General features: G+C 71.9%; 16 protein-coding genes and 1 riboswitch. Of the genes, 10 read left to right on the top strand and 6 right to left on the bottom strand.

Annotated features, from left to right (window positions below):
- The first annotated feature begins 54 nt into the window (after window positions 1–54).
- Window positions 55–1,197 (top strand): 8-amino-7-oxononanoate synthase, encoded by a 1,143-nt coding sequence (locus IE252_RS23075; protein ID WP_190091348.1) that lies wholly within the window; start codon window positions 55–57, stop codon window positions 1,195–1,197.
- A gap of 17 nt (window positions 1,198–1,214) precedes the next feature.
- On the opposite strand, the gene IE252_RS23070 is transcribed toward IE252_RS23075, so the two are convergent.
- Together IE252_RS23070 and IE252_RS23065 are read right to left on the bottom strand one after the other, a co-directional pair.
- On the bottom strand, window positions 1,215–1,460 hold the full coding sequence (locus IE252_RS23070) for a DUF397 domain-containing protein (RefSeq protein ID WP_190091428.1): 246 nt from the start codon (window positions 1,458–1,460) through the stop codon (window positions 1,215–1,217).
- Window positions 1,461–1,470: 10 nt separating this feature from the next.
- On the bottom strand, window positions 1,471–2,328 hold the full coding sequence (locus IE252_RS23065) for a helix-turn-helix domain-containing protein (RefSeq protein ID WP_190091347.1): 858 nt from the start codon (window positions 2,326–2,328) through the stop codon (window positions 1,471–1,473).
- A 242-nt stretch (window positions 2,329–2,570) separates the two neighbouring features.
- Here IE252_RS23065 and IE252_RS23060 point away from each other — a divergent pair, with 242 nt between their 5' ends.
- Window positions 2,571–3,002 (top strand): ATP-binding protein, encoded by a 432-nt coding sequence (locus tag IE252_RS23060; RefSeq protein ID WP_190091346.1) that lies wholly within the window; start codon window positions 2,571–2,573, stop codon window positions 3,000–3,002.
- Window positions 3,003–3,070: 68 nt separating this feature from the next.
- On the opposite strand, the gene IE252_RS23055 is transcribed toward IE252_RS23060, so the two are convergent.
- The 3 genes from IE252_RS23055 to IE252_RS23045 form a co-directional block, all read right to left on the bottom strand.
- Complete coding sequence (locus IE252_RS23055; protein ID WP_190091345.1) at window positions 3,071–3,544, bottom strand: C40 family peptidase; 474 nt, start codon at window positions 3,542–3,544, stop codon at window positions 3,071–3,073.
- Between the two features lie 4 nt (window positions 3,545–3,548).
- Window positions 3,549–3,710, bottom strand: a riboswitch (cyclic di-AMP (ydaO/yuaA leader).
- A 337-nt stretch (window positions 3,711–4,047) separates the two neighbouring features.
- Complete coding sequence (locus tag IE252_RS23050) at window positions 4,048–4,356, bottom strand: hypothetical protein (RefSeq protein ID WP_190091344.1); 309 nt, start codon at window positions 4,354–4,356, stop codon at window positions 4,048–4,050.
- Between the two features lie 4 nt (window positions 4,357–4,360).
- Entirely contained in the window at window positions 4,361–4,993 is a 633-nt protein-coding gene (locus IE252_RS23045; RefSeq protein ID WP_190091343.1) for an ATP-dependent Clp protease proteolytic subunit, read from the bottom strand.
- Between the two features lie 97 nt (window positions 4,994–5,090).
- Between IE252_RS23045 and IE252_RS23040 the strand changes: the two genes are divergently transcribed.
- From IE252_RS23040 to IE252_RS23005, 8 genes are all read left to right on the top strand, one after another.
- Window positions 5,091–5,372, top strand: a complete 282-nt coding sequence (locus tag IE252_RS23040; protein WP_190091342.1) for a type II toxin-antitoxin system Phd/YefM family antitoxin — start codon at window positions 5,091–5,093, stop codon at window positions 5,370–5,372.
- Between the two features lie 209 nt (window positions 5,373–5,581).
- Window positions 5,582–5,884 carry an urease subunit gamma gene (locus tag IE252_RS23035; protein WP_190091341.1) on the top strand — a complete coding sequence of 101 codons (303 nt, stop codon included), beginning with the start codon at window positions 5,582–5,584 and terminating at the stop codon, window positions 5,882–5,884.
- Window positions 5,885–5,899: 15 nt separating this feature from the next.
- A complete protein-coding gene (locus tag IE252_RS23030) occupies window positions 5,900–6,211 on the top strand; it encodes an urease subunit beta (protein ID WP_190091340.1) in 312 nt (103 codons plus the stop codon).
- On the top strand, window positions 6,204–7,925 hold the full coding sequence (locus IE252_RS23025; RefSeq protein ID WP_190091339.1) for an urease subunit alpha: 1,722 nt from the start codon (window positions 6,204–6,206) through the stop codon (window positions 7,923–7,925). Before IE252_RS23030 ends, IE252_RS23025 begins: the two co-directional genes overlap by 8 nt.
- Window positions 7,926–7,959: 34 nt before the next feature.
- A complete protein-coding gene (locus IE252_RS23020; protein ID WP_190091338.1) occupies window positions 7,960–8,634 on the top strand; it encodes an urease accessory protein UreF in 675 nt (224 codons plus the stop codon).
- A 131-nt stretch (window positions 8,635–8,765) separates the two neighbouring features.
- On the top strand, window positions 8,766–9,443 hold the full coding sequence (ureG, locus tag IE252_RS23015; protein WP_190091337.1) for an urease accessory protein UreG: 678 nt from the start codon (window positions 8,766–8,768) through the stop codon (window positions 9,441–9,443).
- On the top strand, window positions 9,431–10,213 hold the full coding sequence (locus IE252_RS23010; RefSeq protein ID WP_190091336.1) for an urease accessory protein UreD: 783 nt from the start codon (window positions 9,431–9,433) through the stop codon (window positions 10,211–10,213). Before ureG ends, IE252_RS23010 begins: the two co-directional genes overlap by 13 nt.
- 109 nt (window positions 10,214–10,322) lie before the next feature.
- The gene (locus IE252_RS23005) at window positions 10,323–11,900 is read left to right on the top strand and encodes an alpha/beta hydrolase (RefSeq protein ID WP_190091335.1); all 1,578 of its coding nucleotides are present in this window, start codon (window positions 10,323–10,325) and stop codon (window positions 11,898–11,900) included.
- Between the two features lie 57 nt (window positions 11,901–11,957).
- Here IE252_RS23005 and IE252_RS23000 read toward each other — a convergent pair whose 3' ends face one another.
- A complete protein-coding gene (locus IE252_RS23000; protein WP_190091334.1) occupies window positions 11,958–12,986 on the bottom strand; it encodes an NAD-dependent epimerase/dehydratase family protein in 1,029 nt (342 codons plus the stop codon).
- Window positions 12,987–12,991: the final 5 nt, after the last annotated feature.

The raw sequence follows: 12,991 nt of genomic DNA, 5'->3' as shown, positions 1-12,991 counted from the left end.
CCTCGCCCGTCCAGGAATAGGGTCTGTCCGCTGCCTACAAAAGGGATCTTCACCATGCCCCGAGCGCCATTCGACTGGATCGACGGAGCGACCGAGCGGCGCGAGCGCGCCGGTCTCGTACGGGTGCTGCGGCCGCGCGCCGCCGACCAGGACCTCCTGGACCTGGCGAGCAACGACTACCTGGGCCTCACCCGGCACCCGGCGGTCACCCGGGGCGCCGCCGACGCGGCGCTGCGCTGGGGCGCCGGATCCACCGGATCGCGCCTGGTCACCGGCACCACCGCGCTCCACGCCGAGCTGGAGGAGGCGCTGGCCCGGTTCTGCGGGTTCGAGGCGGCGCTGGTCTTCTCCTCCGGGTACGCGGCCAACCTCGCAGCCCTGACCGCCCTCGGCGAGCGGGACGCGCTGATCGTCTCCGACGCGGGCAACCACGCCTCGATCGTCGACGGGTGCCGCCTCTCGCGCGCGCAGACCGAGGTGGTCCCGCACGCCGACCCGGAGGCTGTACGCAAGGCGCTGGACGCCCACGGCGGGCCCGCGCTGGCGGTGAGCGACTCGGTCTTCTCGGTGGACGGCGACGCCGCCCCGCTGCCGGAACTCGCCGCCGCCTGCCGGGAGTTCGGGGCGGCGCTGGTGGTGGACGACGCCCACGGCCTCGGCGTGCTGGGCGAGGGCGGCCGGGGCGGGCTGCACGCCGCCGGCCTCGCGGGCGCGGACGACGTGGTGGCCACCCTCACCCTGTCGAAGTCGCTGGGCAGCCAGGGTGGCGCGGTCCTGGGCCCGGCCCGGGTCATTCAGCACCTGGTCAACGCCGCCCGTACGTTCATCTTCGACACCGGCCTCGCACCCGCGGCGGTGGGCGGCGCGCTGGCGGCGCTGCGGCTGATCGAGGCCGAGCCGGAGCGGGCGGGCCGGGCCCGGGCCGTGGCGGCCGAGCTGCACGGACGGCTGACGGCGGCGGGCCTTCAGGCGGCGCGCCCGGACGCGGCCGTGGTGTCGGTGCGGGCGCCCTCGCCGGAGCAGGCGGTGGTCTGGGCGGCCGACTGCCGGGGCGCGGGTCTCGCGGTGGGGTGCTTCCGGCCGCCGTCGGTGCCGGACGGCATCTCCCGGCTGCGGCTGACCGCCCGGGCGGACCTGACGGAGGATCAGATCCAGTGGGCGGTGGACACGATCCTGCGGACCGCGCCCACCGCCTAGTCCCCCGTTCGCAATGCTCAACTCCTGCTGTCGGGCGCCTCGTCGAGCTCGACCGGCAGGCCGGAAAGGAAGCTGCGCCAGGCCCGTGCTCCGAAGAGCAGCGCGGGTCCGGCGGTCCGCTTGGAATCACGGACGGCGAGCAGTCCGGCGTCGAGGAATGCGGTCTCGACGCAATTGTTCATTCCTGTACTACGGCTGCTGCGCCGCCACTGCGCACCGTTCAGTGAAGTGCTGGAAGGTACATGCGCGGGGGGTGCGGGCATCATGCCTCCCTTACACGCCGTGAGTCATCCCGGCGATGAGATTCAATGATTCCTTGAACGAGAGGGCCTGCGCCTCGGCCATGTGGAACGCGGCGCTGTACGCCTCAAGGTCTTCTCTCCGTTCGAGATAGAGGCTACTCGTCAAGTGGTCGATAACCACAACGTCCAGATCGGAAATGTGCGGAAAGGAGAAGATAATGAAAGGCCCGGTGAGACCGATATGGCCACCGCAGCTGAAAGGCAGCACCCGCAGCCGGACGTGCGGCAGCTGGGCCGCCGCCAGGAGATGGTCCAACTGCCGCCGCATCGCGGCCGCCCCGCCCACCTCGCGGTGCAGTGCCGCCTCGTCGACCACCGCGCTCAGCTCCAGCGGCGGATCGGCCCGCAGCACCGCCTGGCGCGCCAGGCGCACCTCCACCAGGGAGTCCACCCGCGCCGCGTCGAGCCCGCCCAGCGCCGCCCGGGTCACCGCGCGGGCGTACTCGGGCGTCTGGAGCAGCCCCGGTACCACGGACGTCTCCAGGGTGCGCGCCGCCGACGCCTGTGACTCCAGGCTGATGAAGTCCCGGTACTGCGGCGGCAGCAGCCCGCGGTAGGCCTGCCACCACTGGCCGCCGCGCCCGTCCGCCGCCCCCGCGAGCGCTTCGAGCAGCGCCCGCAGCCCCGGGTCGTCCACGCCGTACACCTCGAGGAGCCGGGCCACGTCGGCGGGCTTCACGCCGCTGCGGCCGGTCTCGATCCGGCTCACCTTGGACTGGTGCCAGCCCAGGTGTCCGGCGACCTCGCCGCTCGTGAGGGCGGCCGCGCAGCGCAGCCGGCGCAGTTCCTCGCCGAGTTTGCGGCGGCGTACCGCGGGCCCGTGCCACATGTCGGTCTCCTTCCACCCGGCCGGGATTCGGGCGATGGGCAAGTGTGGCGCCCAAATACGGTCCTTCGTCGCAGAGTTCACCGCTTTGAGCGACAGATATATGCACATCTTGGTGGATCGGCGCATCCGACGGCACGATGAGTGGCACTCTGGCGCGAAGCACAAGTCCGGGCCGTCCTCGCGTTTGTCCGCGCGCTACGCGTCCAGCAGGCCGACCCGGGTGGGAAAGGGACAGCGTCGCCATGGCAGACCACCAAGAATCCACCGTCACTCTGCCGAGCGATCCCGCCTCGGTCTCCGCCGCCCGCAGACACGTCGTCGGCGTACTCACCGAGTGGGGTCTTCCGACGGACGCCGACTCCGCCGATACGATCCGCCTGATCGTCTCCGAACTCGCGACCAACGCCGTGCAGCACACCTTCGGCCAGTCGCCCACCTTCACCGTGGACATGCGCCTGGAGCGCGACGAGCAGCTCCACATCGGCGTCACCGACAGCCATCCCCGCTGGCCGAAACGTCTTCCCGCCGCCGTCCAGCAGGACAACGGGCGCGGCATGGTGATCATCCGCTGGCTGGCCGCCGAGTGCGGGGGGCGGCTGTCGGTCACCCCGACGCCGGACGGCGGCAAGACGGTCTGGATCGCGCTGCCGTGGACGGCACCGGTCCAGAGCTGAGCACGCGCCCCTCGTGGGGCGCCGGTGACGCGGGCGCCCGCGTCACCGGCCCCTGTGCACCGCGTACGTCAGCGCACGCGTCCGTACCAGACGCTCTTCGACCAGATCTTCTCCAGCCGGACCACGGACCCCGTCTTGGGGGAGTGCCAGATCTTGCCTTCCCCGGCGTAGATCCCCACGTGGTAGACGTTCGAGCCGGAGTGGAAGAACACCAGGTCGCCGCGCTGGCGCGAGGACGACGAGATGTGCCGGGTGCTGTTGTACTGCTGCTGGGTGGTGCGGGGCAGCTTCTTGCCCGCCTTCTTGAACGAGTAGAGGGTGAGCCCCGAGCAGTCGAACCGGTACGGGCCGGTGGCCCCGTACTTGTAAGGCGATCCCTTCTTGGACGCGGCGACATTCAGCGCCTTCGTCGCGAGTGTCGCGGCGCTCGCCTCACTGCTGGCGCCCGGCGCCAGCAAGGTGCCGCCGACGGCGGCGAGGGTGAGGGCGGAGACCGCGCCGACACGGGTCAGCAGGGACGGGACATGATTCTGCGCAGTCATGCGCAACCCTTCGTCAAACCGCCTGCGAAGGATGACCTGTCGGGTTCGGACTGGCGAAGATGCCCGGCCGCTCACGCGGCTTCACCCCAAGGGCCTCCCGGTCTCCCGGTGGGCCCGCACTGCTTGGGTCCTCCACTCCTGCCGATCCACTCAGTCGACCAGTCATCCGGGTACGGCGGCAGGACTCGGCGTCCGCCCGGACCGCCCCGCCGCGGTGGCGGGGGCTTGTCGTCGGAAGGGATCTTGACCCACGGAGTGTCGGATTTCCGAGCCGAAACGGCGTTTTGTGAGGCTCCTCACGACTGACCCGTTCGGGTGTACATCGATGTTTCAACGCCTTTGACGGCGTGTCCGACCTGCGTCGCACCTGCGCTGGAACGATTCATTCCGCACGGTGTCTGCGCATTCGGAGCAACATCTGCGGTACGTCGTTCGGACCATCGGATGGTGCGAACGAGCGACGCCGACTCGTATCCGCGCGGGGGCGGACGGACGCCGTGGCGTCAACTCGCCGATGACGGCGGCGGCACCGTCACCCGACCCGCCCGGCGCTCCCCGTCGAGGGTCCGCAGCGCCCGCGCCAGCGTCTCGGAGTGCAGCTCGCTCTCGCCGCGCAGATGCATGGTCGTCAGCGCGTCCCGCAGCTCCACGGCCCGCCCGACGAGCGCCTGTGCGGCCCGCAGCGCGCCGTAGGTGTCGCGGTGCCGGGCGGGGTTGATCCGGCCCAGCTTGTCGAGCGCGTCGAGGTAGGCGTCGATGAACTCGCCCTCGGCGCGCGTCAGCGCGGGCAGCGGCGGCAGTTCGGGCAGCACGGCGCTACCTCCCTTGCGCCGGGGCCGAGTTCTTGCGGCTGGTCACGACGTGGTCGACCAGCCCGTACTCGGCGGCGGCGGTGGCGTCGAGGATGGTGTCCCGCTCGATGTCGGCGCCGATCCGCTCGACGGACTTGCCGGTGTGCCGGGCCAGCAGCTCGGTCAACAGCTCGCGCCCGCGCTGGAGTTCGGCGGCGTAGATCTCCAGGTCGGACGGCTGGCCCTGGATGGGTTCGTCGACCCCGGGCTGATGGATCAGGATCCGCGCGCCGGGCAGCGCGAGCCGCTTGCCCGGGGTGCCCGCCGCCAGCAGCACGGCCGCGGCCGAGGCGGCCTGGCCCATGCACACCGTCTCCACGTCGCAGGTGACGAACCGCATCGTGTCGTAGATCGCCGTCATCGCGGTGAGCGAGCCGCCGGGGGAGTTGATGTACAGCGAGATGTCGCGGTCCGGGTCGGCGTGCTCCAGGTGCATGAACTGCGCCATCACGTCGTTGGCCGCGGTGTCGTCGACGGGGGTGCCGAGGAAGACGATCCGCTCCTCCAGGAGCTTGGAGTACGGATCGAGGGTGCGGACCCCGGTCGCGGTGCGCTCGGAGAACTCGGGCAGGACGTAGCGGGCGGACGGGCCGTGCATGACGTACCTCCTTCTCGTGCCGGTGCTTCATGGCAGTGCTGCATGCCGGTGCATCTGTAAAAAATGTACAGGACGTACAGGCCGTTATGATGGGAGCATGGCCTATGAAATTCCGGTGACGCAAGCCCGAGCCGAGCTCGCCGAGCTGATCAACCGCGTGGTGTACGGCGGCGAGCGCGTCGTCGTGACCCGGCACGGCAAGCCCCTGGTCGCCCTGGTGTCCGCCGCTGACCTGGAACGACTCGAAGGCGCGGCGGAGCCGGCCGAGGAGCAGGTGATCAGCTCCGTGTCGTCGGTGCGTCAGGTCCCGTCCGCTCCCGGCGAACGGCGCCGGTTCGGCATCGCCGCCGAGCACCGGCAGCCGCCGATGGGTGACTGACGCGTTCCGGATCGCCGGGCCGGTGATGGATGCATTGGCCATGGATATGCAAAGCGTCAGTTAACGAGCCGGAAAAACTTCCGCCGTAACGTGCAATGCCTGGCTGCGGAGCAGGGAACCCCAGGTCAACAAGGTGTTGAACTGGGCGAGGGTCCCGCAGCGTCGAGGCGGGATTCCCCCGTTCCGGGCACGACTGTGAGGTGGGAAGCGTGCAACTGACGCCGCACGAGCAGGAGAGACTGCTCATCCATGTGGCCGCGGACGTCGCGGACAAGCGGCGCGCGCGCGGGGTGAAGCTCAATCACCCCGAAGCCGTCGCGCTCATCACCTCGCACATCCTCGAAGGCGCCCGCGACGGCCGGAGCGTCGCCGAACTCATGGCGTCCGGACGCAAGGTGCTCTCCCGCGACGAGGTCATGCCGGGCATCCCGGAGATGATCCACGACGTCCAGGTCGAGGCGACCTTCCCGGACGGCACCAAGCTCGTCACCGTCCACGAGCCCATCGTCTGACGGGGGAGCGCCGCCATGATTCCCGGAGAGATCCTGTTCACGGACGACCCCGTCGCCCTCAACGAGGGCCGCGCGATCACCGCGATGACCGTCCTCAACGCCGCCGACCGGCCCGTCCAGGTCGGCTCGCACTACCACTTCGCCGAGGCCAACCCCGGCCTGGACTTCGACCGCGCCGCCGCCCGCGGGCTGCGGCTGAACATCGCCGCGGGCACCGCCGTGCGCTTCGAGCCGGGTATCCCCGTCGATGTCGAGCTTGTGCCCCTCACCGGCCGCCGGATCGTCAGCGGGCTGCGCGGCGAGACCGGAGGTCCCCTCGATGACTGAGCTCCACCGCGCCGTCTACGCCGATCTGTTCGGCCCCACCACCGGCGACCGCATCCGGCTCGCCGATACCGATCTGCTCGTGGAGATCGAGGAGGACCGCTGCGGCGGACCCGGACGCGCCGGCGACGAGGCGGTGTTCGGCGGCGGCAAGGTGATCCGCGAGTCGATGGGCCAGGCCCGCACCACCCGCGCCGAGGGCGCGCCCGACACCGTGATCACCGGCGTCGTCGTCCTCGACCACTGGGGCATCGTCAAGGCGGACCTCGGCATCCGGGACGGCCGGATCACCGCGCTCGGCAAGGCGGGCAACCCCGACACCATGGACGGCGTCCACCCCGACCTCGTCATCGGCCCCGAGACCGAGATCATCGCGGGCAACGGGAAGATCCTCACGGCGGGCGCGGTGGACACCCATGTCCACTTCATCTCGCCGACCCTGATCGACCAGGCGCTCTCCTCGGGCATCACCACCCTCGTCGGCGGCGGTACCGGCCCTGCCGAGGGCACCAAGGCCACCACCGTCACCCCCGGCCCCTGGCACCTCGCCCGGATGTTCGCGGCCCTGGAGAACGCACCGGTCAACATCGGTCTGCTCGGCAAGGGCAACACCATGTCGCGCGAGTCCATGCACTCCCAACTGCGCGGCGGCGCCCTCGGATTCAAGATCCACGAGGACTGGGGGGCGACCCCGGCCGTCATCGACGCCTGTCTGAGCGTCTGCGACGAGACCGGCGCCCAACTCGCCATCCACACCGACACGTTGAACGAGGCGGGCTTCGTCGGCGACACCCTCGCCGCCATCGCGGGCCGCTCCATCCACGCGTACCACACCGAGGGCGCGGGCGGCGGGCACGCACCGGACATCATCACCGTGGTCTCCGAGCCGTACGTCCTGCCCAGCTCCACCAACCCGACCCGGCCGCACACCGTCAACACCATCGAGGAACACCTCGACATGCTGATGGTCTGTCACCACCTCAACCCGGCCGTGCCGGAGGACCTGGCGTTCGCCGAGTCCCGCATCCGGCCCTCGACCATCGCCGCCGAGGACATCCTGCACGACCTGGGCGCCATCTCGATCCTCTCCTCCGACTCCCAGGCGATGGGCCGGATCGGCGAGGTCATCCTGCGTACGTGGCAGACCGCGCACGTGATGAAGGTGCGCCGGGGAGCGCTCGCGGGCGACGGGCGCGCCGACAACCACCGGGCGCGCCGCTATGTCGCCAAGTACACGATCAACCCGGCGGTCGCGCAGGGCCTCGACGGCGAGATCGGCTCGGTCGAGCCGGGCAAGCTCGCGGACCTGGTGCTGTGGGATCCCGCGTTCTTCGGCGTCAAGCCGCAGCTCGTCATCAAGGGCGGCCAGATCGCGTACGCGCAGATGGGCGACGCCAACGCGTCCATCCCCACGCCCCAGCCGGTCCTGCCCCGGCCGATGTTCGGCGCGTACGGGAAGGCCCCGGCGGCCAACTCGCTCAACTTCGTGGCGCAGGCCGCGCTCGACGACGGGCTGCCCGAACGGCTGGGCCTGGTCAAGGAGTTCGCCGCCATCAAGAGCACGCGGCGGGTGGGGAAGGCGGACATGCGGGAGAACTCCGCGCTGCCGGACGTCAGGGTCGATCCGGACACCTTCACGGTGACCATCGACGGGGAGGCGGTCGAGCCCGTGCCCGCCGCCGAACTGCCCATGGCCCAGCGGTACTTCCTCTTCTGAGCGCGGCCCCGAACACCTCGGAAGGCGGTTGTCCATGTCCCGTGCGGCTCTGCTCGTCCTCGCCGACGGCCGGTTCCCGGCCGGTGGGCACGCCCACTCGGGCGGCGTCGAACCGGCCGTCAAGGCGGGGCGGGTCCACGGCGCGGCCTCCCTGGCGGAGTTCTGCCGGGGGCGGCTGCACACGGCGGGCCTGGTGTCGGCCTCGCTCGCCGCGGCGGCCGTCCTCGGCCTTGACCCGCTCGCCCTGGACGAGGCCGCCGACGCGCGCACGCCGTCCCCGGCGCTGCGGGCGACCGCGCGCAAGCTGGGGCGCCAGATGATGCGGGCGGCTCGGGCCGCGTGGCCGAGCGCGTCGCTGGACGCGCTGGCGGTGGCTCGGCCGCGGGGGGCGCACCAGCCCGTGGTGCTCGGGCTCGCCGCCCGGGCGGGCGGGCTCTCCGCCTCGGACGCGGCGCACTGTGTCGCGTACGAGACGGTCAGTGGGCCCGCCACGGCGGCGGTACGGCTGCTCAGCCTCGATCCGTTCGATGCGACTCGGGTGCTGGCGGGGCTGGCGCCTGAGCTGGACGTGGTGGCGGAACGTGCGGTGCGGGCCGCTGTCTCGGCCACAGCCGAGGGACTGGATGCGCTGCCCGCCGCGTCTGCGCCCCTGCTCGACGTCATGGCCGAGGCGCACGCCGCGTGGCCGGTTCGGCTGTTCGCGTCGTAGCGGTGTTTTCTCCCCCACCCCGCCCCTTCCCGAAACCGGGGGCTCCGCCCCCGGACCCCCGATCGCCCTGAACGGGCTCGTCCTCAAACGCCGGACGGGCTGAAGAACCTGCCCGACAAGGAGTCCCACCCATGCACCTCGACCACTCCCACCCCGGCCCCGCCGCCCTCAGCGCCGACGCCCGTCGGCCCGACGGGACGCGGCGCGCCCTGCGCGTCGGGCTCGGGGGGCCCGTCGGGTCCGGGAAGACCGCTACCGTGGCCGCGCTCTGCCGGGCCCTGCGGGACCGGTTCTCGCTCGCCGTCGTCACCAATGACATCTACACCCGCGAGGACGCCGAGTTCCTGCTGCGCAACGCCGTGCTGCCGCCGGAGCGCATCCAGGCCGTGGAGACCGGGGCCTGTCCGCACACCGCCATCCGGGACGACATCTCCGCCAACCTCGAAGCCGTCGAGGACCTGGAGGACGCGGTCGGGCCGCTCGATCTGATCCTCGTCGAGTCGGGCGGGGACAACCTCACCGCCACCTTCTCCAAGGGGCTGGTCGACGCGCAGATCTTCGTCATCGACGTGGCGGGCGGCGACGACATCCCGCGCAAGGGCGGGCCCGGGGTCACCACGGCCGACCTGCTCGTCGTCAACAAGACCGACCTCGCCCCGTACGTCGGCTCGGACCTGGAGCGGATGGCCCGCGACGCCAAGGAGCAGCGGGCCGAACTGCCTGTCGTCTTCCAGTCGTTGAGGTCCGAGGACGGCGTGGACGCGGTCGCCGAGTGGGTGCGGGAGCGGCTCGCCGCATGGACGGGCTGAGCCTCGGCGCGGGGGTGCGCGCCACCGCCCGGATCGTCGCCACCCCCGACGGCCTGCCGGTGCTCGCGGGAGAGGGGCCGCTCGCGCTGCGCCGCACCCGGGCCACCGGCGAGCACCACCGGGTCACCGTCGTCGGGGCGATGAGCGCCCCGCTCGGCGGAGACCGCATCGCCATCGAGGCGGAGGTGCGCGACGGGGCCCGGCTCACCGTGGACTCGGCCGCCGCCACCATCGCCCTGCCCGGGCGGACCGGCGAGCCCGCGCACTACGACGTACGCCTGAGCGTCGGCTCCGGCGGCGAGCTGCACTGGCTGCCCGAGCAGCTGATCTCGGCGCGCGGCAGCGATCTGCGGATGCGCACCCGCGTCGAGCTCGCGGCGGACGCCCGGCTCGTGCTGCGCGAGGAGCAGATCCTCGGGCGCCACGGAGAGGAGCCCGGCACGCTCGCCACCCGGCTCACCGTGCACCGCGCGGGCCGCCCGCTCCTCGACCAGGCGCTGGCGTACGGGCCCGGCGCCCCCGGTGGCTGGAACGGTTCGGCGGTCCTGGGCGGGCACCGGGCGGTCGGGCAACTCCTCGTCGTCGACCCGGAGTTGGCGGACAAGCCCGTCGAGGCGCGGCTGCTGGGGGAGAGCGCGGTGCTGACACCGCTGGCAGGGCCCGCGTTCCTGGTGACCGCCCTCGCGCCGGACGCCCGGCTGCTGCGGCGCGTCCTGGACGACATCGGCACCGCTCAGCGGGACTTCATGCCCCGGCTATCGGTTCGGTAAAGAAACACCAGTACGACCTGTTCTCGACACCCGCCGAGGCGCGAGGATCCCCCGAGACCATGGAACGCGCCGCTTCGCCGCGGCGCACTTCAGCAGGGGGAGGAACCACTTGAGACGCACCGCAGTGCTCGGCTCGGCCGGCACTCTGATCGCGGGCACGCTCATAGCGGGCGCGATCGCGGCACCGGCGGCCACCGCCGAAAGCCGTCACAACGGCACGTCCGAGGCGCGCGGCGTGCAGCTCGCCGCCGAGCGGGCCGCCAAGAAGGGCATCGACTGGACCGACTGCCCCGCCGACTGGGGCTTCGCCAAGCCGATCCAGTGCGGTTACGTCAGCGTTCCGCTCGACTACGCCCACCCGTACGGCCAGCAGATCAAGCTCGCCGTGGACCGCATCGCCTCGACCGGCACCCCGGCCGAGCGCCAGGGCGCGCTCATCTACAACCCGGGCGGCCCCGGCGCGTCCGGCATGCGGTTCCCGACCCGGGTGACCAACAAGAACCCCCTGTGGGTCAACACCGCCAAGGCGTACGACTTCGTGGGCTTCGACCCGCGCGGCGTGGGCCACTCGACGCCGATCTCCTGTGTCGACCCGCAGGAGTACGTCAAGGCGCCGAAGGCCGACCCGGTCCCGGACAGCGAGGCCGACAAGCGCGCCCAGCGCAAGCTCGCCGCCGAGTACGCGGACGGGTGCGCCGAGCGCAGCGGCTGGATGCTGCCGTTCATGACCACCCCGAACACCGCCCGCGACCTGGACGTCATCCGCGCCGCGCTCGGTGAGAAGAAGCTCAACTACCTGGGCGTCTCCTACGGCACCTACCTGGGCGCGGTCTACGGCACGCTCTTCCCGTCGCACGTGCGCCGCATGCTGGTGGACAGCGTCGTCGACCCGGCGCGCGACAACATCTGGTACCAGGCCAACCTGAACCAGGACGTCGCCTTCCAGGGCCGCTGGAACGACTGGGAGGACTGGGTCGCCAAGAACGACGCCACCTTCCACCTCGGCGACACCCGGGCCAAGGTCGAGGCGCAGTGGCTCAAGCTGCGCGCCCAGGCGAAGAAGAGCCCCCTGGGCGGCGTGGTCGGCCCGGCCGAGCTCATCGCCTACTTCCAGAACGCCCCGTACTACGACTCCTCCTGGGTGCCCACCGCCCAGACCTGGAGCAAGTACGTGGCGGGCGACACCAAGGCGCTGGTCGACGCGGCCGCTCCCGACATGTCGGACACCAAGGGCAACATCAGCGCCGAGAACGGCAACGCGGTCTACACCGCCGTCGAGTGCGCGGACGCCAAGTGGCCCACCAGCTGGAAGAAGTGGGACCGGGACAACACCCGGCTCCACAAGAACAACCCGTTCATGACCTGGGCGAACGCCTGGATGAACCTGCCGTGCGCCACCTGGCAGACCAAGCAGCAGACACCCGTCGAGGTGAAGACCGGCAAGGGCCTGCCGCCGGTGCTGATCGTCCAGAGCACCCGGGACGCGGCCACGCCGTACCAGGGCGCCGTCTCGCTGCACCAGCGCTTCAAGGGCTCGCGCCTGATCACCGAGAAGGACGCGGGTTCGCACGGTGTGACCGGTCTGGTCAACCCGTGCATCAACACCCGGGTGGAGGCCTACTTCCTCTCCGGCAAGGTCGACAGCGCCGATGTGACGTGCACCCCGCACGCCACGCCGAAGCCGTAACGGCCCAGCACGCATGAAGGAGGGGGCGACCGGAACTCCGGCCGCCCCCTTCGCGTGTCAGCCGCGCGCGGCCAGCCAGGCGTCCTCGGCCGCGTAGTCGAACAGGTCCGGGTACTTGGCCATGCCGGGGAACGCCTCCCGCCACTCCTTGTCCCCGAGCCGGTCCGCGATCGAGGCGACAGTCCGGGGCAGCGACTCCACGTACCCCGTCACCGGCCGGTAGCCCAGCTCGCGTTCGGCCGCCGCCATGTCGTAGACGATCGGGTGCGGGCCGCCCCACGGAGTGAGGCCCACCAGGCCCTCCTCCGGCGCCCCTTCGAAGACCACCGTCTCGCTGCGGACCCCGAGCACCTCGTCGATCGCGGCGCTGATCTCGGCGACGGTCGGCGCCTCGGGATCGGCCGCGTTGAGCACCCGTGGGCCCGGCCGCAGCGCGGCCAGCCGGATCAGCTCGGCGATGTTGGCGACGTGCGCCGGATGGAAGCGGCTCTCCCCGCCGTGCGCGAGCACCCGCACCGGCCGCCCGTCCAGCGCCCGCTTCACGAAGAACAGCTCGCGCGGACTGCGGCAGTGCGGGCCGTGGATCGCGCCCGCGCGCAGCAGCGTCGAGGGCGGCCCGGAGGCGAGCAGCTCCCGCTCCAGCTCGATCTTGCGCGTACCGTACGTCCGGTCGCCCGGCGCGACCGTGGCCAGCGTCTCGGGGATCGGCACCGGGTAGCGGGGCGAGCCGTCCGGCTCCGCCTGGGTGTCGAAGCTGCGGCCCCGGTCGTCCTCGTACACCGCCCCGCTGGAGATCACCACGGCCGAGCCGATCCGGTCGCGGAGCCCGGCCAACTGCCGGGCGTGCCCGCCGTCGTACGCCACCATGTCCACCAGGACGTCGCAGCCGTCCCCGAGCGCCGCCGCGAGCGCCCCTTCCTCGTCCCGGTCGAGCGCGAGCGGGCGGACCCCGTCCGGCCAGTCCGGATCGCTGCCGCCGCCGCGCGAGGCGGCCCGCACCTCCCAGCCGTCCTCGGCGAGCACGCGCACGGCGGCCCGCCCGATCTGTCCGGTTGCCCCTATGACGAACGCTGTTCCCTTGCCCATGCACG

Source organism: Streptomyces melanogenes (assembly GCF_014649795.1).
GTDB classification, from domain to species: domain Bacteria; phylum Actinomycetota; class Actinomycetes; order Streptomycetales; family Streptomycetaceae; genus Streptomyces; species Streptomyces noboritoensis.
Note: the sequence above shows the minus strand (reverse complement) of the source record. Positions and strands in the feature narration are given on the sequence as shown.